Source organism: Pseudomonas sp. PNPG3 (assembly GCF_023093815.1).
GTDB lineage: Bacteria > Pseudomonadota > Gammaproteobacteria > Pseudomonadales > Pseudomonadaceae > Aquipseudomonas > Aquipseudomonas asiatica.
The window spans coordinates 1-17,712 of sequence record NZ_JALLKV010000036.1 but is presented as its reverse complement, the minus strand read 5'-3'; the positions used below and the strand labels follow the sequence as shown (position 1 = coordinate 17,712).

The following is a 17,712-nucleotide window of genomic DNA, read 5'->3' as shown; positions in this document are numbered from 1 at the left end:
ATTACTTGCGTCTTGTGATGTCAGGGTTGGGTAAATTACGATGTTCGGCGAATATCGATTGCTATAATCGATTGCGCAGGCCTCGACGATGCCGTGGCAATGGAACCTTCCGCTGTATCAAACCGTTGCTGCCAGCAAGGCATGTGCACGCTGCACAACGCATAACAACTGTCATCAAACTTAATTCAGGTACTACTGTGACGAAAGATGAACTGCGCGCGGAACTCGAGCGCCAGGCTGAACGTTACAAGGATGTTTATGGTGGCGAAGTCACCACTTACGCCGCACAACCGGATCCGGAACGCAAACCTTGGCGCAAGCGCGCCAGCGTGCGCGACCAGGCCTTCAGCCAGGAACTGGAACGTATGGAAAAGGAACTGCGCAGCGACACTCCCTGACCCGGGACCACGCCAGCGCGTCGTCGCCCGGCCAGCCCGGGCGCGGTCGATCTTTACTGTCCGGCCGAAGGTGAAATGGAATTACACAAATTTCATACGCCCGTTTGAAAAGAAGCGAAGCGGCTTTTTATCCAGCTTTTTGCCGGTTTTCGCCAGCTTTTACGCGCTTTAGCGGATATTTCCCTGCCGGCACGTTGCACCGTGCACATCACGCTCGCGTAAGGAAGATTGCCGTCGGTCTGTCGCAAATGCATCGATTGCCAACGTTTTCTGGCATAATCCCGCCCCCCTAAGATCGCCAGACAACCTTCATGATCGAATTATTCAGCGGACTGGATGCCTGGGTGTTGGTGAGCCTGCTGCTCGCCTTGACCTTCGTGCTCGCCTTCGAGTTCATCAATGGCTTTCATGACACCGCCAACGCGGTAGCTACCGTCATCTATACCAAAGCCATGCCGCCGCACCTCGCCGTGTTCTTCTCCGGCGTGTTCAACTTCCTTGGCGTTCTGCTCGGCGGTGTCGGGGTGGCCTATGCCATCGTGCACCTGCTGCCAGTAGAGTTGCTGATCAATGTGAACACCGGACACGGCCTGGCCATGGTCTTCTCGCTGCTGGCTGCGGCCATCACCTGGAACCTGGGCACCTGGTACTTCGGTATCCCCGCCTCCAGCTCGCACACGCTGATCGGCTCCATCCTCGGCGTCGGCCTGGCCAACGCCCTGATCAACGACATCCCGCTGGGCGACGGTGTCAACTGGCAGAAGGCAATCGACATCGCCATGTCGCTGGTGGTCTCGCCGATGGCCGGCTTCGCCGTTGCCGCTATGGTGCTGATCGGCCTCAAGTGGTGGCGTCCGCTGTCGAAGATGCACAAGACCCCCGAGCAGCGCCGCAAGCTCGACGACAAAAAGCACCCACCGTTCTGGAACCGCCTGGTACTGGTGGTTTCGGCCATGGGCGTGAGCTTCGTGCATGGTTCCAACGACGGCCAGAAAGGCATCGGCCTGATCATGCTGGTGCTGATCGGTATCGTCCCGGCCAAATTCGTCCTCGACCTGAACAGCACCACCTACCAGATCGAGCGTACCCGCGACGCCACCTTGCACATGAGCCAGTTCTACCAGCGCAACGCCGCCACCCTGGGCGAGTTCCTGGCCCTGGGCAAGGCCAAGTCCAGCGACCTGCCGGAGCAGTTCAGCTGCAACCCGCAGCAGACCGAGCCGACCATTGCCGCGCTGCAGTCCTCGCTGCAGGGCGTGACCGACTACCACAGCCTGAGTGCCGACAAGCGTGTCGAAGTGCGCCGCTACCTGCTGTGCCTGGACGACACGGCGAAGAAGGTCGGCAAGCTGCCGGGTCTGGAAGCCCGTGAAAAGGCCGATCTGGAAAAACTGCGCAAAGACCTGACTGCCACTACCGAGTACGCCCCGTTCTGGGTGATCGTGGCCGTCGCCCTGGCCCTGGGCCTGGGTACCATGGTCGGCTGGAAGCGCGTGGTACTGACCGTTGGCGAGAAGATCGGCAAGCAGGGTATGACCTATGCCCAGGGCATGTCGGCACAGATCACCGCGGCTTGTGCCATCGGCATGGCCAACATCTTCGCCCTGCCGGTATCGACCACCCACGTGCTGTCGTCCGGTGTGGCCGGCACCATGGTCGCCAACAAGAGCGGCCTGCAAGGCGGCACCGTGAAGACCATCCTGCTGGCCTGGGTACTGACCCTGCCTGCGTCGATGGGCCTGGCGGCCGGCCTGTTCTGGCTGGCGTCCAAAGCCATTGGCTGAGTGATACGGTTCTGAAAGAGGCGGCCTTCGGGTCGCCTTTTTTCTGTACCGGCCTCTTCGCGGGTAAACCCGCTCCCACAGGTAATGCACAGCTCTTGATATCTGTGATGAACCTGTGGGAGCGGGTTTACCCGCGAAGGGGCCGGTACAGGCAACCTACCTTTTCTTGCCCCCCAGCAACGACCCCATCAACCCTCGCACCAACTGCCGCCCCAACTGGTTGGCCGCCTGGCGCACCGCCGACTTGATGGCCTGCCCTGCCGCACTTTGCAAGAACTCACCAGCCTTGTCGGCAAAGCTTTCTTCATCCGCCTTGGGTTGCGGCGCGGGCTCCACCGGCTCGCCCTTGCGCTGGGTCAGCATCTCATACGCCGACTCACGGTCCACCGGCTTGTCGTAACGCCCTGCCAGCGGCGAATTGGCAATCAGCACACTGCGCTCAGCCGCGCTCAACGGCCCGATACGCGACTGCGGCGGTGCAATCAGCACACGCTGCACCATCGCTGGCGTGCCCTTCTCTTCCAGTGTCCCCACCAGCGCCTCGCCAATACCCAGTTCGGTCAGCACCGCCAAGGTGTCGAACGCCGGGTTGGGGCGGAAGCCATCAGCCACCGCCCGCAGCGACTTCTGCTCCTTGGCAGTGAACGCCCGCAAGCCATGCTGAATGCGCAAGCCCAACTGGGCCAGCACCGCATCTGGCAAGTCTCCCGGCGACTGGGTGACGAAGTACACACCCACGCCCTTGGAACGAATCAGCCGCACCACCTGCTCCAGACGATCCTGCAATGCCTTGGGTGTATCGTTGAACAACAAGTGCGCTTCATCGAAGAACAACGCCAGCACCGGCTTGTCGGCATCACCACGCTCGGGCAACTGTTCGAACAACTCGGCCAGTAGCCACAACAGGAAGGTCGCGTACACCTTGGGGGCATCGTGAACCAACCGGCTGGCGTCCAGCAGGTGGATACGCCCACGGCCATCCGGGTCTGGCCGCAGGAGGTCCTCAAGCTGCAACCCCGGTTCACCGAACAACGCCTCGGCGCCCTGCTGCTCCAGGGTCGCCAACCGGCGCAACAGCGCCTGAGTGGAGGCCGTGGTCATCAGCGCGCTGTCTTCGCCCAGCAGTTGCGGGTTGTCCTTCAGGTGCGCGAGCAGCGCCTTGAGGTCCTTGAGGTCGAGCAGCAGCAGGCCTTCACGGTCGGCCACCTTGAACGCCGCGTAAAGCGCCGCCTGTTGGCTGTCGGTCAGTTCCAGCAGGTTGCCCAGTAGCAGCGGCCCCATTTCACTGAGGGTGGTACGCAGCGGGTGGCCGGACTGCCCGGCAATGTCCCACAGGCTCACCGGGTAAGCCTGGGGCCTGTGCCCCAGCCAGGGCATGCCGGCGATACGCTCGGCCACCTTCCCCTGCGGCGCACCAGCAGCGCCCAGGCCGCACAGGTCGCCTTTGACATCGGCGGCGAACACCGCAACCCCGGCGTCACTGAACGCTTCCGCCAGATGCTGCAGGGTGACGGTCTTGCCAGTACCCGTAGCGCCCGCAACCAGGCCATGGCGGTTGGCCAACCTCATGGCTTGCCCAACCGGCTGGCCATCCGGACCAGCACCTACAACGATGGTCGAAAATTCCGACATCTCTTAAATCCTCTGCTCAAGCTTTACCGTAATTCGGCCGATACCTGTGGGTGATATTCGCCTTAATAGAGAGGAACAACCGAAAAGGGACTTTTTCGGGATATTGCACTGCTTTGCGACCCCACGCGTGCAAACGCCTGATATGAAACCTTAGCGGAACCGATTACGCCATGAACAAAAGCCTTCGTTTCAGCCACAAGATTCTTTTGGCAGCATCACTGATCGTGATACTCGCCTTCAGCCTTTTCACGCTCTACAACGATTACCTCCAACGTAATGCGATCCGCGAGGACCTCGAGAACTATCTGGCTGAGATGGGCGCTTCCACTTCGACCAATATCCGCAACCTGTTCGAAGGCCGTATCAAGCTGGTGGAAAACCTGGCGCAGAATATTGCCCAGAACCCGGCCAGCGCAGAAACCCTGATGAGCCAGAATGCACTGATCTCGAGCTTTCTCACAGTTTACGTGGGCAAGGTCGACGGTGGCTTCAGCGTGCGTCCTGACACGAAGATGCCAGACGGCTACGACCCACGCATCCGCCCCTGGTACAAGGACGGCATGAACGCCGCAGGCCCGATCCTGACCGAGCCATACATCGACATGGCCACCAACAGGATGGTCATCGGCATCATCAACAAAGTGTCCGGCAGTGTCGGTGTCGTCGGTGGCGACCTGGCCCTGGACGGCCTGGTGCAGATCATCAACTCGCTGAACTTCGGCGGCATGGGCTATGCCTTCCTGGTCAACGATCAAGGCAAGATCCTGGTGCACCCGGACAAAGACCTGGTGATGAAGTCGCTGTCGGACCTGTTCCCGCAGCACACGCCGAAACTGAGCGGTGAGTTGACCGAAGTGCAGAGCGACGGCCAGGCCCGCCTGCTGACCTTCACCCCGATCACCGGCCTGCCGTCGGCCAACTGGTACATCGGCCTGTCGGTGGACAAGGACAAAGCCTTCTCGATGCTGAGCACCTTCCGCACCTCGGCGGTAATCGCCACTCTGGTGGCGGTGGTGATCATCATCGGCCTGCTCGGCCTGCTGATCCGTGTGCTGATGCAGCCGCTGCACACCATGACCCGCGCCATGGAAGACATCGCCGAAGGTGAAGGCGACCTGACCAAGCGCCTGCGTATCCACAACCATGACGAATTCGGCATTTTGGGCAGCGCCTTCAACCGTTTCGTCGAGCGTATTCACAGCTCAATCCGCGAAGTGTCCTCGGCCACCGAGCAGGTCAACGAAGTAGCCCTGCGGGTCATCAGTGCCTCGAACTCGTCGATGACCAACTCCGACGAACAGTCCAACCGCACCAACAGCGTGGCCGCCGCCATCAACGAACTGGGCGCCGCCGCCCAGGAAATTGCCGGCAACGCCGCCCAGGCCTCGCAGCACGCCAGTTCGGCGCGGTTGCTGGCCGAAGAAGGACAGCAGGTGGTGGAACGCAACATTGCAGCAATGAACCGCCTGTCCGACCTGATCGTCACTTCCAGCGCGCACATCGAGACGCTGAACAGCAAGACCGTCAACATCGGTCAGATCCTTGAGGTGATCACCAGCATTTCCCAGCAGACCAACCTGCTGGCGCTGAACGCGGCCATCGAGGCGGCACGCGCCGGTGAAGCCGGGCGTGGTTTTGCGGTTGTCGCCGATGAAGTACGCAACCTGGCGCACCGCACCCAGGAGTCGGCGCAACAGGTGCAGACCATGATCGAGGAACTGCAGGTCGGCGCGCGCGAATCGGTCGAGACCATGGACCAGAGCCAGCGCCACAGCCAGGACAGCATGCAGATTGCCAACCAGGCCGGTGAACGGCTGGACAGCGTTACCGTGCGCATCGGAGAGATCGACGGCATGAACCAGTCGGTAGCCACCGCCACCGAAGAGCAGACCGCCGTGGTCGAAGCGATCAACATGGACATCAACGAAATCAACATGCTCAACCAGGAGGGCGTGGAAAACCTGCAGGCCACCCTGCGCGCCTGCTCCGACCTGGAGCAGCAGGCCGGCCGCCTGAAGCACCTGGTGGGCAGCTTCCGCATCTGATCTCAATCCGCGTCGCCTGCTTCGCAGGCTTGCCCGTTACCACAGGAACTGCACAGACCCTGAAGCCTGTGTAATCCCTGTGGGAACGGGCAAGCCCGCGAAGAAGCCCACACCGATCCCCCGCCCCACCCAACCCCGATCGAACAAACTATCCTTCTGATAGGTCAACCTTTAGGCGCGTCATCGCCGGCCCGTTAACGCCGGATGACAGACCCGAAGACGATCCCGGAGGGATGCTGATCGTGCACATCGCCGACATCACCATGTTCTACGCTCCCGCCAGTGGTGGCGTACGTACCTATCTTGATGCCAAACACCACCGCCTCGACGCCATCCAGGGCGTCCGCCACAGCTTGCTGATACCCGGTGCCAGCGCCCAGCACGCCGATGGCATATACCAGGTGCCCGCACCGCCGCTGCCGTTCGGCAATGGCTACCGCTTCCCGGTACGCCTGGCCCCTTGGTGCAATGTGCTGCGCAGGCTCAAGCCCGACCTGATCGAAGTCGGCGACCCCTACCTGACCGCCTGGGCTGCGCTGGAAGCGCGGCGCAAGCTCGATGTGCCGGTAATCGGCTTCTACCATTCCGACCTGCCGCTGCTGGTCAGTAACCGCATGGGCAACTGGTTCACCCCCAATGTAGAGGCCTATGTCAGCAAGCTGTACGGCAATTTCGACCGGGTCCTGGCCCCCAGCCAGGTCATGGCCGACAAGTTGCGCCGCCTGGGCGTGCGCGATGTGCACGTGCAGCGCCTGGGCGTCGACCTGGCCACCTTCCACCCCAACCAGCGCGACCCGCAGCTGCGTGCCGAACTGGGTATTGCCGAAACCAGTCGCCTGCTGATCTACGCCGGCCGTGGCTCGCGAGAAAAGAACCTGCCGGTGCTGCTCGACTGCATGCAGCACCTGGGCCACCCCTACCACTTGCTGTTGGTGGGTTCGAACATGCCGGCCAACGTACCGCGGAACGTCAGTGTGATCGATCACTTCTGCCCGGCACCGGAAGTCGCCCGGCTGATGGCCAGCGCCGACCTGCTGGTGCATGCCGGTGACCAGGAAACCTTCGGCCTGGTCATTCTCGAAGCGATGGCCAGCGCCACGCCGGTAGTGGCCGTGCGCGCAGGTGCTTTCGGCGAAATCGTCAACGAACAGTGCGGGCGCTTGTGCCGCCCCAACGATAGCCAAGCCATGGCGACGGCCGTACAAGAGGCGTTCGAAGCCGGTGTGTGCACGCTTGGGGTACAGGCCCGTCGCCATGCCGAGCAGCACTATTCGTGGGACAACGTGGTCACCGGCCTGCTGCAGCACTACCAGGCTGTGCTCGGTCACCAGCCACAGGTACGTGCCCATGGCTGAGCCGCTACCGGCATCGCGCAGCCTGATGCTGGTGCTGCACGATGTCGCGCCCGAGACCTGGCCCGACTACCAGCCTTTCGTCCAGGCCGTCGACGCCATCGGCGGCATCCCAATGACCTGGCTGGTGGTGCCGGACTTTCACCACCGCAACCCGCTGCAACGCTCGCCTACCTTCTGCCGCTTGCTCGAACGGCGCCTGGCCCAGGGCGACGAGCTTGCCCTGCACGGCTTCTACCATGCCGACAGCGGGCCACCACCGCGCACACCCGGCGAATACTTCATGCGCCGCATCTATACCCACGAAGGGGAATTCTACGCCCTTGACCAGCAGCAGGCCCTGCAACGACTGGAGCACGGCCTGGCACTGTTCGCCCGGCAGGGCTGGCCAGTGGCAGGCTTCGTCGCGCCTGCCTGGCTGATGAGCGAAGGCACCCGCCAGGCACTGCGCCGTCTGCCGCTGCGCTACACCAGCACGCCACAGCACCTGTATCGTTTACCGGACTTCACCGCGATCAAGGCCCCAGGGCTTGTCTGGAGTGCACGCAGCGCCTGGCGCCGTGGCCTGTCACGGGTGCTGTGCGACTGGCAATGCCGGCGCTGGCGCGACGCCCAGACCCTGCGCCTGGGCCTGCACCCGGTGGACATGCGCCATCGCGTGTCCCGCGACTATTGGCTGAACACCTTGCACACGCTACTGGCACAGGGCCGCGAGCCGCTGACCAAGTCCACCTGGCTCGACCGCCAGGCCAGCGTATGAACCGCCTGGCCTGGCTGGCCCTGGCACTGCTGAGTGCCGTGCTGGTGCCAGCCCTGCTCGGTGGCAGCGAGCTGTTACCGAGGCTGCAGCGCTTCGCCCCCAGCCTGATGCTGACTCTACTGGGCATGATCCTGCTGTGCTGGGTCATCAACGCCATTCGCCTGCGCCTGCTGCTCGGCCAGCAAGGAGCAAGGCTTGGGCGCCTGCGCAGCCTGGGTGTGGTGATGGCTACCGAGTTCGCCATCTGTACCACCCCCGGCGGCAGCGGCGGCCCCTTGACCCTGATGGCCCTGCTGGCACGCGACCGGATCGGCCCAGCGCGCAGCGGCGCGGTGTTTGCCATGGATCAGCTGAACGATCTGGTGTTCTTTTTCTGCGCGATGCTGGCGATTGCCGGCTATGCACTGTTCCATAGCCTGGGCCGCAGCCAGGAAAGCATGTTGCTGGGCAGCGCGTTGCTGCTGTGCACGGCACTGGCCGGGGTGATCGGCCTGCTGCGCTACCGGCGCACGGTGATGCGCGTGAACGGCAGGTTGCTGCGCCGCCTGGGCATGAGCCGCCAGCGCAAGCGGCGCTGGGCACGCAAACTGCTACGCTTCATCGATGCACTGGCGCAGACCTGGCGCCTGCCCAAGCGTACGCTGACCTTGGTGTTCACCCTGACCTGCGCCCACTGGGGCCTGCGCTACAGCGTGTTGTATCTGGTATTGAGGGGGTTGGGGGTAGACCTGGCGTGGATCCCCAGCTTCCTGGTGCAGATGCTGTCGCTCAGTGCTGGCCAGTTCAGCCTGTTGCCGGGTGGTGCCGGCGCCGCCGAGCTGACTTCGGCCAGCCTGCTGACGCCACTGGTAGGCAGTTCGACCGCTGCTGCGGCGATCCTGATATGGCGGGCGGTCACTTACTACTTTTATCTGCTGGCGGGTGGGCCGGTGTTTGTGTGCCTGCTGGCGCGCCCGCTGCTGGAGCGTTGGCGGCGTCAGGCGGGTTGAGCTGCTGCCAGAGTTCGGCGGCGCCGGGGAAATCGGTGCCATCGGTGTCGGCCAGGGCTTCGGGGTCGTAGCGGGCCAGGCAGCCTTCACCGAGGGTGGGTGGGGGTGAGGCGGTGGGGTTATTGCGGGTCTTGGCCATTGCGTATGCCTCAGGATTGCCGGGGGCGCCTTGCGCCCCTTTCGCGACACAAGGCCGCTCCCACATGGAACGGGGTACACCATACCCTTGTGGGAGCGGCCTTGCGTCGCGAAAGGGCTGCGCAGCAGCCCCAAGATCTCACCGCCAACCCGACTCTGTCAGTCAAACACCACAGTCTTGTTGCCATGCACCAGCACCCGGTCTTCCAGGTGATAACGCAGGCCACGGGCCAGCACCATCTTCTCCACATCACGGCCAAAGCGGACCATGTCGTCGATGCTGTCGGCATGGCTGACACGCACCACGTCCTGCTCGATGATCGGGCCGGCGTCCAGCTCTTCGGTTACGTAGTGGCAAGTCGCTCCGATCAGTTTCACACCACGAAGGGCGGCCTGGTGATACGGCTTGGCGCCGACGAACGACGGCAGGAAGCTGTGGTGGATGTTGATCACCTTTTCAGCATAGTCCTGGCACAGCTGCGGCGGCAGGATCTGCATGTAGCGGGCCAGCACCACCACGTCGGCGGCGTGCTCCTGCACCAGGCGCGAAACTTCGGCAAAGGCCGGTGCCTTGTCTTTGGGGTCGACCGGTACATGGAAGAACGGAATACCGTGCCACTCGACCATGCTGCGCAGGTCGTTGTGGTTGGAGATCACGCAAGGGATCTCGCAGTCCAGTTCATCGGTGTGCCAGCGGTGCAGCAGGTCGGCCAGGCAGTGCGACTCGCGGCTGGCCATCAGCACCACGCGCTTTTTCTGCGCCGAGTCGGTAATGCGCCAGGTCATGGAGAACTCTTCGGCGATCGGCGCGAACGCTTCACGGAAGGCTTCGATACCGAACGGCAGCGATTCGGCGCGGATTTCATGGCGCATGAAGAACCAACCGCTCTGCTCATCAGAGTGGTGGCTGGCTTCGTTGATCCAGCCATTGTACAAGGCCAGGAAATTACTGACTTTCGCCACGATGCCAACACGGTCGGGGCAGGCGATCACCAGACGATAGGTGCGCATGAATGAGACTCCAGAACTTCGCAAAGGCGCTCATTCTAGCGGCCCGCCAGGAAAAACGCAGTAATGATCGTAGCGGCCGTGGCCTGTGTTCCTGACCAGATGCACAGCCGAGATTCTATGACAGACGTGACGAAATGCAGGGTTAATTGTAAATTTTTGTTCACCTAGAGAAATGGTTGTCACAGCTTAGTTAACAGTTAATTGCCCAACAATATGTTTACTTGCGAGTATTGCCTGTCTATTATTGCCCCACACATTTCTGAACACGCATTAAGGAACACTCCATGTCCCTGATCAACGAGTACCGCGCTACCGAAGAAGCCATCAAGGAACTTCAGGCCCGCTTGGCCAACCTGTCGCAGGATGACAAGCTGAAGAAAGAACTGGAGTTCGAAGGCAAACTGCGCACACTGATGGGCGAATACTCCAAGTCGCTGCGCGACGTGATTGCCCTGCTCGACCCAGAGTCGAAACTGAGCAAGGCACCTCGTGGTGCGGTCAAGACTACCGCCACCAAGCGTGCACGCAAGGTCAAGCAATACAAGAACCCGCACAACAATGAAGTGATCGAAACCAAAGGCGGCAACCACAAGACCCTGAAAGAATGGAAAGCCAAGTGGGGTGGCGATGTGGTTGAAAGCTGGGCGACCCTGCTGGACTGATTGTCCGCACACGCCTGCTGCTTATCGCAACAAGAACGCCGGCATATTGCCGGCGTTTTTGTTTGTCCGCGTTTTGTGCCAGCGCTCAGCCAACTGCATACTGTGCCTGCAATTGCCGGGCATGTACCTGCCAGGCATCCAGCACACGCCGCCCGGCATCGTCAGCGCCCTCCCAGGCTTGCTGCCGCGCCTGTTCGAAGTCGCCCAGCGTATTCGGCGCGCCCCACTGCGGGTCGCTCAGGCGTTGCTGGCAGAAGCTGAACCAGCGTTGCCGCTCTTCGCCGCTCAGGGTCTCGGGGAAGTTGCGCGCCCGATAGCGGAACAACAGTTCAGGCAGGCGCGGGTCATCGAACATCCACTGCCCACGGCTCAACTGCGCCGGCTCCAGTGCACGAACTTGCTCGCATAAGCGGCGGTCACGGTCCCCCAGAAAACCGTCATACAATTGTTGTTCCGGGTCTTCACTCGGGGCAAAGTCTTCCTTGCCGTAGATGTGTTCCAGCTTGTCTTGCCATTGCGCCTGTTGCTCGGCCAATTCTTCGCCGCGCAATTGTAACAACGTCAAGTCCAGGCCCAACCGTTGTTGATCGGCCGGGCGCAATACCGAAAGTGGCGCCAGTACCGGGCAGCGATTGATCTGCACCAATTTGAGCGGCACGGGTAATTCGCCTTCGGCCAGTTCTTCATGGCGGGTATACAAACGCTGGCGTAGAACTTCAGCACTTTCCCGTAGTAACGGTAGGGTTTCCTGATGCAGGTCGCACACAATCAGTGCATTGCGATTACGCGGGTGCCAGGCCAGTGGCAATACGACACCAAGGTAATTGCGTGCCGCCGAGAAGCGCCCGGATATATGCACCAGTGGCTGCAACAAACTGATCTGCTCCATCACTTTATGCTTGCTGCGCAACTGAAACAGCCAGTCATACAACTTGGGCTGTTTCTGTCGGATCAGGCGGGCCAGGGCGATGGTTGCCCGCACGTCGGAAAGCGCTTCGTGGGCATGCCCGTGGTCGATGCCATTGGCCTTGCTCAGCAGTTCAAGACGCAGGCTGGTGCGCCCGTCCTGTTGCGGCCACTCGATGCCGTCCGGGCGCAGTGCATAGGCCGTGCGCACGATGTCGATCAGGTCCCAGCGGCTGTTGCCGCCCTGCCACTCTCGGGCATAAGGGTCGAAAAAGTTGCGGTACAGGCTGTAACGGGTCACTTCGTCGTCGAAGCGCAGGGTGTTGTAGCCGGCACCGCAGGTACCAGGGTGCGCGAGTTGCGCATGCACCCGGGTCATGAACTCCGCTTCGCACAAACCCTGCTCGGCCAGCAGGTGCGGGGTGATGCCGGTCACCAGGCAAGCCGCCGGGTGCGGCAGGATATCGTCGGAGGGCCGACAATAAAGGCTTATCGGCTCGTCGATTTCGTTGAGGTCGAAGTCGGTGCGCACGCCGGCCACCTGCAGCGGCCGGTCGCAACGCGGGTTGATGCCGGTGGTTTCGTAGTCGTGCCAGAAAATGCTGGAGGTCACGGGGTCGTCCTGTATCGAGGTCGACCCGATTCTAGCGCGATTCCAGTAGCTGGGCCCGGGGCTCAGCAGGTTCAGGCAGATGCGTTGGCGGGGCGGAAACTGAAATAGTCGCGCAACGAACGGACGAATTCATCGTACTCGCGGGGGGCCTGCAGCAGCATGAAGCCGGAATCGTAGTGCCCGGGCGTCTGGTCTTCACGACACCACAGGCAGCTGGCGGTAAGGTTGACGAATTGATGCCCGCCACCAAGCAGCGGCAGGCGTAATTGCAAATCGTAGTCGGGCCCGACCAGCACAGGTAGCTGGCTTATAAGCATCAGCCCGTCTTCAGAGGCGTTACCCAGCTGGCCGATGGCCTGGCCGGTAATGCGATTGAACACCTTGAGAACACAAGGCAGCTGATGGCGTTCGATGTGGCGCTTGTTGAACATGATCGCAAGTGCAGTCCGTATCCGATGCCAGGAATACGTGGAACTGGCGGTTGTTGTAACAACTGAGTTACAGATTAGCGCAGCGCGCGCGGCAAATCCCGTGAAATAAATCACACCTTGGTGTTAACGCCAAGGTGCGGCGGTCACCGGGTTCGCCACGGCGGCTTCGGTGCCGCGCAAATGGCCGAGTTTCTCCAGGGTCTGCAGGCGTGCCTGGGCACGATACGCGTATTCATTGCCCGGGTACTGCTGGATCAGGTACTGGTAGGTCTGCGCCGCATCCACGTACAAGGCCTGGCGCTCCAGGCACTGGCCGCGCAGCAGCGACACCTCGGGGTGGATGAACGGTCGTGCACGGCTGGTGCGGTCGACCTGCGACAGCTCGAGCATGACCCGCGCGCAATCGCCACGGTCGTAGGCACGGTAGGCATTGTTCAGGTGGTGGTCCATGGACCAGCGGGTGCAGCCGACGGCGCTGGCCGCCAGGGCTAAAACGATCAGGGCTCGCATGGGGGTCTCCTTTGATGCCAGTGTATCGGCCTTTGCCGGCAAATCTTCACATCCTTTTGCAAGGATGCCCTGCCCGTTCAAATGCCACCCTGCCTCGGTCGCAGGTAGTGCAACGGAACAATGACTACAGCGAGATTCAGGAGTAGCCTTTCGCTGCGCTTCACTATAGGAGTCTGTGCATGAGCATCCGCCGTACCAAAATCGTCGCCACCCTTGGCCCCGCCAGCAACTCGCCGGAAGTGATCGAACAGCTGATCCTCGCCGGCCTGGACGTGGCACGCCTGAACTTCTCCCACGGCACTCCGGACGAGCACAAGGCCCGCGCGCGCCTGATCCGTGACATCGCCGCCAAGAACGGCCGCCATGTTGCACTGCTGGGCGACCTGCAGGGTCCGAAGATCCGCATCGCCAAGTTCGCCAACAAGCGTATCGAATTGAAGATCGGTGACAAGTTCACCTTCTCCACCGCCCACCCGCTGACCGAAGGCAACCAGGACATCGTCGGTATCGACTACCCCGACCTGGTCAAGGACTGCGGCGTTGGTGACGAACTGCTGCTCGACGATGGCCGCGTGGTGATGCGCGTCGAGACCGCCACCGCAGATGCCCTGCACTGCGTGGTGATCATCGGTGGCCCGCTGTCCGACCACAAAGGCATCAACCGTAAAGGTGGCGGCCTCACCGCACCGGCCCTGACCGAGAAAGACAAGGCCGACATCAAGCTGGCCGCGGAAATGGACCTGGACTACCTGGCCGTGTCCTTCCCGCGTGACGCCAGCGACATGGAATACGCACGCAAGCTGCGTGACGAAGCTGGCGGCAGCGCCTGGCTGGTGGCCAAGATCGAACGCGCCGAAGCGGTGGCCGACGACGAGACCCTCGACAAGCTGATCCTCGCATCCGACGCCGTCATGGTCGCCCGTGGCGACCTGGGCGTGGAAATCGGCGACGCCGAGCTGATCGCTATCCAGAAGAAGATCATCCAGCACGCCCGCCGCAACAACAAGGCGGTGATCGTGGCGACCCAGATGATGGAGTCGATGATCCAGAACCCGATGCCGACCCGTGCCGAAGTGTCCGACGTAGCCAACGCCGTGCTGGACAACACCGACGCGGTGATGCTGTCGGCCGAGAGCGCCGCCGGTGCCTACCCGATCGAAGCTGTCCAGGCCATGGCCCGCATCTGCCTGGGTGCCGAAAAGCACCCGACCAGCCAGAAGTCCAGCCACCGCCTGCACACTACCTTCGAGCGCTGCGACGAGAGCATCGCCCTGGCGGCCATGTACACCGCCAACCACTTCCCAGGCGTGAAGGCGATCATCGCCCTGACCGAGAGTGGCTACACCCCGCTGATCATGTCGCGCCTGCGTTCGCACGTGCCGATCTTCGCCCTGTCGCCGCACCGCGCTACCCAGGCCCGTGCCAACATGTTCCGCGGCGTGTACCCGATCGCCTTCGATCCGGCCTCGCTGCCGGCCGACAAGGTGAGTCAGGCAGCGGTCGACGAACTGCTCAAGCGTGGCCTGGTGGAGCAAGGTGACTGGGTAATCCTGACCAAGGGTGACAGCTACCACACCATCGGTGGCACCAATGGCATGAAGATCCTGCATGTCGGTGATCCGCTGGTCGGTTGATCCCGCCAAGGGGCCGCGCCATGGCCCCGTTCGCGGGCGTGCCCGCGAATGGGCCGGCACGATCAACACAAATGCCTCAGGCATGCTCGACAAACACATCGGCCAACACCTGCCCCCGTGGCACCCCGGCAATGAACAGCCGCCGGGCAAACCGCTCGACACTCCCCGGCGCCCCGCACACCAGCGCCACCGTCTGCCGCGATGACGGCCGCAACCCGGCCAACGCTTCATCCAGCCGCTCTGCCAGTACCAACTCGACATTCACATCCGCCATCTGGCGCAACGGCTCGACCAGATAATGCCCAACGCCCTCGCGCGCCACATGCATGACCCTGATTTCCCCTTGGTGCCCCTGCCGCAGAGCCTCGCGCAAGATGCCCCACAACGGCGCCAGCCCGGTCCCCGCCGCCAGCAACCACAGCGGCCGCTGCTGCCAGTCCGGGTCGTAGTGCAAGGCCCCACCCCTGAGCTCGCCCAGGCGCAGCACATCACCCAGCTGCAAGCCACGGGCCTTGTCACAAAAGGCGCCGGGGTGCTGGCAGTCGATATGAAACTCGAGGAAATCATCTTCGCCCGGCAGGCTGGCCAAGGAGTAAGGCCGCGCCACCGCGCCATTCCACAGCACCACATGCTGCCCCGCCTGGTAACGCATTGCCCGTTCGGGCCGCAGCCGCACGCGCAGCACATCGCCGAACCAGTCCAGGGCACAGACCTGCGCCGGCAGGCCATCTTGCTGCGGGTCGAACAGCGCCACGCGCAGATCTTCGACTACCCGACACTGACAGGCCAGCCGCCAGCCCTGGGCATGCTTGTCCGGCGCCAGGGCCTCGGGCATGGCATCCAGCGGTTGCCCGCCCAGGCAGTGCACCAGGCAGGCATGGCAACTGCCGGCGCGGCAACTGTAGGGTACGTTCAGCCCGGCCTCGTTCAAGGCATCGAGCAGGTTGCTGCCGGTCGGCACCGCCCAGCGGCGCTCGCCCACGCAAAGTTCGGGCATGGTCGGTCTTTCTCCACATATCACAGTGCACTTTAAGCCAAGCACGCAACGGCAGCAAAAAGGATGCCCAACCACTGCCGACCATGGTCCAGACCGACCGCAGGTGTGCCCGGCACGGATGCGCGCTATACTGCCGCGCCTTTTTCCGTCGGCCTGACCTGCCGGCGCCTTGCAAGGCGCTTCGACACGCTGGTCGGCACCGTCGAGCGCCGTAATGAATGTTCCCGTCTTTAAGAGGAGCGCGCTGCATGACCGTGATCAAGCAAGACGACCTGATTCAGAGCGTCGCCGACGCCCTGCAATTCATCTCGTACTACCACCCCGTCGATTTCATCCAGGCCATGCACGAGGCCTATCTGCGTGAAGAATCGCCTGCTGCGCGCGATTCCATCGCCCAGATCCTGATCAACTCGCGCATGTGCGCCACTGGCCATCGCCCGATCTGCCAAGACACCGGTATCGTCACCGTGTTCATCCGCGTGGGCATGGACGTGCGCTGGGACGGCGCCACCATGAGCGTCGACGACATGATCAACGAAGGTGTGCGTCGCGCCTACAATCTGCCTGAAAACGTCCTGCGCGCTTCGATCCTGGCCGACCCGGCCGGTGCCCGCAAGAACACCAAGGACAACACCCCGGCAGTGATCCACTACTCCATCGTCCCCGGCGACAAGGTCGAGGTCGATGTCGCAGCCAAAGGCGGCGGCTCGGAGAACAAGTCGAAGATGGCCATGCTCAACCCGTCCGACTCGATCGTCGACTGGGTACTGAAGACTGTCCCGACCATGGGCGCTGGCTGGTGCCCGCCTGGCATGCTCGGCATCGGCATCGGCGGTACCGCCGAGAAGGCCGCCGTCATGGCCAAGGAAGTGTTGATGGAGTCCATCGACATCCACGAACTGAAAGCCCGTGGGCCGCAGAACCGTCTGGAAGAAATCCGCCTGGAACTGTTCGAGAAGGTCAACCAGCTGGGCATCGGCGCCCAGGGCCTGGGTGGCCTGACCACCGTGCTCGACGTCAAGATCATGGACTACCCGACCCACGCCGCTTCGCTGCCGGTGTGCATGATCCCCAACTGCGCCGCCACCCGCCACGCCCACTTCGTGCTCGATGGCTCCGGCCCGGCCGAGCTGGAAGCGCCGTCGCTGGACGCCTACCCGGAAATCGTCTGGGAAGCCGGCCCGAGCGCCCGTCGCGTCAACCTCGACGCCATCACCCCGGAAGAAGTCGCGAGCTGGAAGCCGGGCGAAACCATCCTGCTCAACGGCAAGATGCTGACCGGCCGCGATGCCGCGCACAAGCGCATGGTCGAAATGCTCAACCGTGGCGAAGAACTGCCGGTGGACCTGAAAGGCCGCTTCATCTACTACGTTGGCCCGGTCGACCCGGTCGGTGACGAAGTGGTAGGCCCAGCCGGCCCGACCACCGCTACCCGCATGGACAAGTTCACCCGCCAGATCCTCGAGCAGACCGGCCTGCTCGGCATGATCGGCAAGTCCGAGCGCGGCCCTGCCGCCATCGAAGCGATCAAGGACAACAAGGCCGTGTACCTGATGGCCGTCGGCGGTGCTGCCTACCTGGTGGCCCAGGCCATCCGCAAGTCGAAGGTCCTGGCCTTCGCCGAGCTGGGCATGGAAGCGATCTACGAGTTCGAGGTCAAGGACATGCCGGTGACCGTCGCCGTGGACAGCAACGGTGAGTCGGTACACATCACTGGCCCTGCCCTGTGGCAGAGCAAGATTGCCCAGAGCCTGGCAGTCGAAGTGAAGTAAACCTGATGTAACGGCGGCGGCCTCTTCGCGGGCATGCCCGCTTGTATGGTTAGACTTGAAGGGGTGGTGGGACTAAAT

At 62.5% G+C, this 17,712-nt stretch carries 15 protein-coding genes; 9 read left to right on the top strand and 6 right to left on the bottom strand.

The features are described 5' to 3' along the window. Nucleotides 1–197 precede the first annotated feature (197 nt). Together MJ643_RS20725 and MJ643_RS20720 are read left to right on the top strand one after the other, a co-directional pair. Nucleotides 198–398: a hypothetical protein gene (locus MJ643_RS20725; protein WP_003259583.1), complete on the top strand. Its 201-nt coding sequence runs from the start codon at nucleotides 198–200 to the stop codon at nucleotides 396–398. A gap of 311 nt (nucleotides 399–709) precedes the next feature. Continuing rightward, nucleotides 710–2,182: an inorganic phosphate transporter gene (locus MJ643_RS20720; RefSeq protein WP_013974049.1), complete on the top strand. Its 1,473-nt coding sequence runs from the start codon at nucleotides 710–712 to the stop codon at nucleotides 2,180–2,182. Between the two features lie 156 nt (nucleotides 2,183–2,338). Here the strand turns inward: MJ643_RS20720 and MJ643_RS20715 are convergent, their stop codons facing one another. Next, entirely contained in the window at nucleotides 2,339–3,814 is a 1,476-nt protein-coding gene (locus MJ643_RS20715) for a helicase HerA-like domain-containing protein (RefSeq protein ID WP_013974050.1), read from the bottom strand. A gap of 170 nt (nucleotides 3,815–3,984) precedes the next feature. Here MJ643_RS20715 and MJ643_RS20710 point away from each other — a divergent pair, with 170 nt between their 5' ends. The 4 genes from MJ643_RS20710 to MJ643_RS20695 all read left to right on the top strand — a co-directional run bounded on the left by MJ643_RS20710 (nucleotide 3,985) and on the right by MJ643_RS20695 (nucleotide 8,960). Further along, nucleotides 3,985–5,859: a methyl-accepting chemotaxis protein gene (locus MJ643_RS20710; protein WP_013974051.1), complete on the top strand. Its 1,875-nt coding sequence runs from the start codon at nucleotides 3,985–3,987 to the stop codon at nucleotides 5,857–5,859. Nucleotides 5,860–6,092: 233 nt separating this feature from the next. Then, nucleotides 6,093–7,214 carry a glycosyltransferase family 1 protein gene (locus MJ643_RS20705; protein ID WP_013974052.1) on the top strand — a complete coding sequence of 374 codons (1,122 nt, stop codon included), beginning with the start codon at nucleotides 6,093–6,095 and terminating at the stop codon, nucleotides 7,212–7,214. After that, nucleotides 7,207–7,971 carry a DUF2334 domain-containing protein gene (locus MJ643_RS20700; RefSeq protein WP_013974053.1) on the top strand — a complete coding sequence of 255 codons (765 nt, stop codon included), beginning with the start codon at nucleotides 7,207–7,209 and terminating at the stop codon, nucleotides 7,969–7,971. Before MJ643_RS20705 ends, MJ643_RS20700 begins: the two co-directional genes overlap by 8 nt. Next, nucleotides 7,968–8,960 (top strand): lysylphosphatidylglycerol synthase transmembrane domain-containing protein, encoded by a 993-nt coding sequence (locus MJ643_RS20695; RefSeq protein ID WP_013974054.1) that lies wholly within the window; start codon nucleotides 7,968–7,970, stop codon nucleotides 8,958–8,960. Before MJ643_RS20700 ends, MJ643_RS20695 begins: the two co-directional genes overlap by 4 nt. A 297-nt stretch (nucleotides 8,961–9,257) precedes the next feature. On the opposite strand, the gene purU is transcribed toward MJ643_RS20695, so the two are convergent. Beyond that, nucleotides 9,258–10,109 (bottom strand): formyltetrahydrofolate deformylase, encoded by an 852-nt coding sequence (purU, locus tag MJ643_RS20685; protein WP_023662871.1) that lies wholly within the window; start codon nucleotides 10,107–10,109, stop codon nucleotides 9,258–9,260. A 284-nt stretch (nucleotides 10,110–10,393) separates the two neighbouring features. Here purU and mvaT point away from each other — a divergent pair, with 284 nt between their 5' ends. Further along, complete coding sequence (gene mvaT / locus MJ643_RS20680; protein ID WP_003259590.1) at nucleotides 10,394–10,771, top strand: histone-like nucleoid-structuring protein MvaT; 378 nt, start codon at nucleotides 10,394–10,396, stop codon at nucleotides 10,769–10,771. Between the two features lie 85 nt (nucleotides 10,772–10,856). Here the strand turns inward: mvaT and sbcB are convergent, their stop codons facing one another. The 3 genes from sbcB to MJ643_RS20665 form a co-directional block, all read right to left on the bottom strand. After that, a complete protein-coding gene (sbcB, locus tag MJ643_RS20675; RefSeq protein ID WP_013974056.1) occupies nucleotides 10,857–12,290 on the bottom strand; it encodes an exodeoxyribonuclease I in 1,434 nt (477 codons plus the stop codon). A gap of 71 nt (nucleotides 12,291–12,361) precedes the next feature. Beyond that, nucleotides 12,362–12,721 carry a PilZ domain-containing protein gene (locus tag MJ643_RS20670; RefSeq protein WP_003259592.1) on the bottom strand — a complete coding sequence of 120 codons (360 nt, stop codon included), beginning with the start codon at nucleotides 12,719–12,721 and terminating at the stop codon, nucleotides 12,362–12,364. A 123-nt stretch (nucleotides 12,722–12,844) separates the two neighbouring features. Further along, entirely contained in the window at nucleotides 12,845–13,231 is a 387-nt protein-coding gene (locus tag MJ643_RS20665) for a hypothetical protein (RefSeq protein ID WP_003259593.1), read from the bottom strand. A 179-nt stretch (nucleotides 13,232–13,410) separates the two neighbouring features. Between MJ643_RS20665 and pyk the strand changes: the two genes are divergently transcribed. Continuing rightward, a complete protein-coding gene (pyk, locus tag MJ643_RS20660; protein ID WP_013974057.1) occupies nucleotides 13,411–14,865 on the top strand; it encodes a pyruvate kinase in 1,455 nt (484 codons plus the stop codon). Nucleotides 14,866–14,941: 76 nt separating this feature from the next. Here pyk and MJ643_RS20655 read toward each other — a convergent pair whose 3' ends face one another. Continuing rightward, nucleotides 14,942–15,862 (bottom strand): iron-sulfur-binding ferredoxin reductase, encoded by a 921-nt coding sequence (locus MJ643_RS20655; protein WP_024087696.1) that lies wholly within the window; start codon nucleotides 15,860–15,862, stop codon nucleotides 14,942–14,944. Between the two features lie 248 nt (nucleotides 15,863–16,110). On the opposite strand from MJ643_RS20655, the gene MJ643_RS20650 reads away from it, so the two are divergent. Next, nucleotides 16,111–17,634 carry a fumarate hydratase gene (locus MJ643_RS20650; RefSeq protein WP_013974059.1) on the top strand — a complete coding sequence of 508 codons (1,524 nt, stop codon included), beginning with the start codon at nucleotides 16,111–16,113 and terminating at the stop codon, nucleotides 17,632–17,634. Nucleotides 17,635–17,712 lie beyond the last annotated feature (78 nt).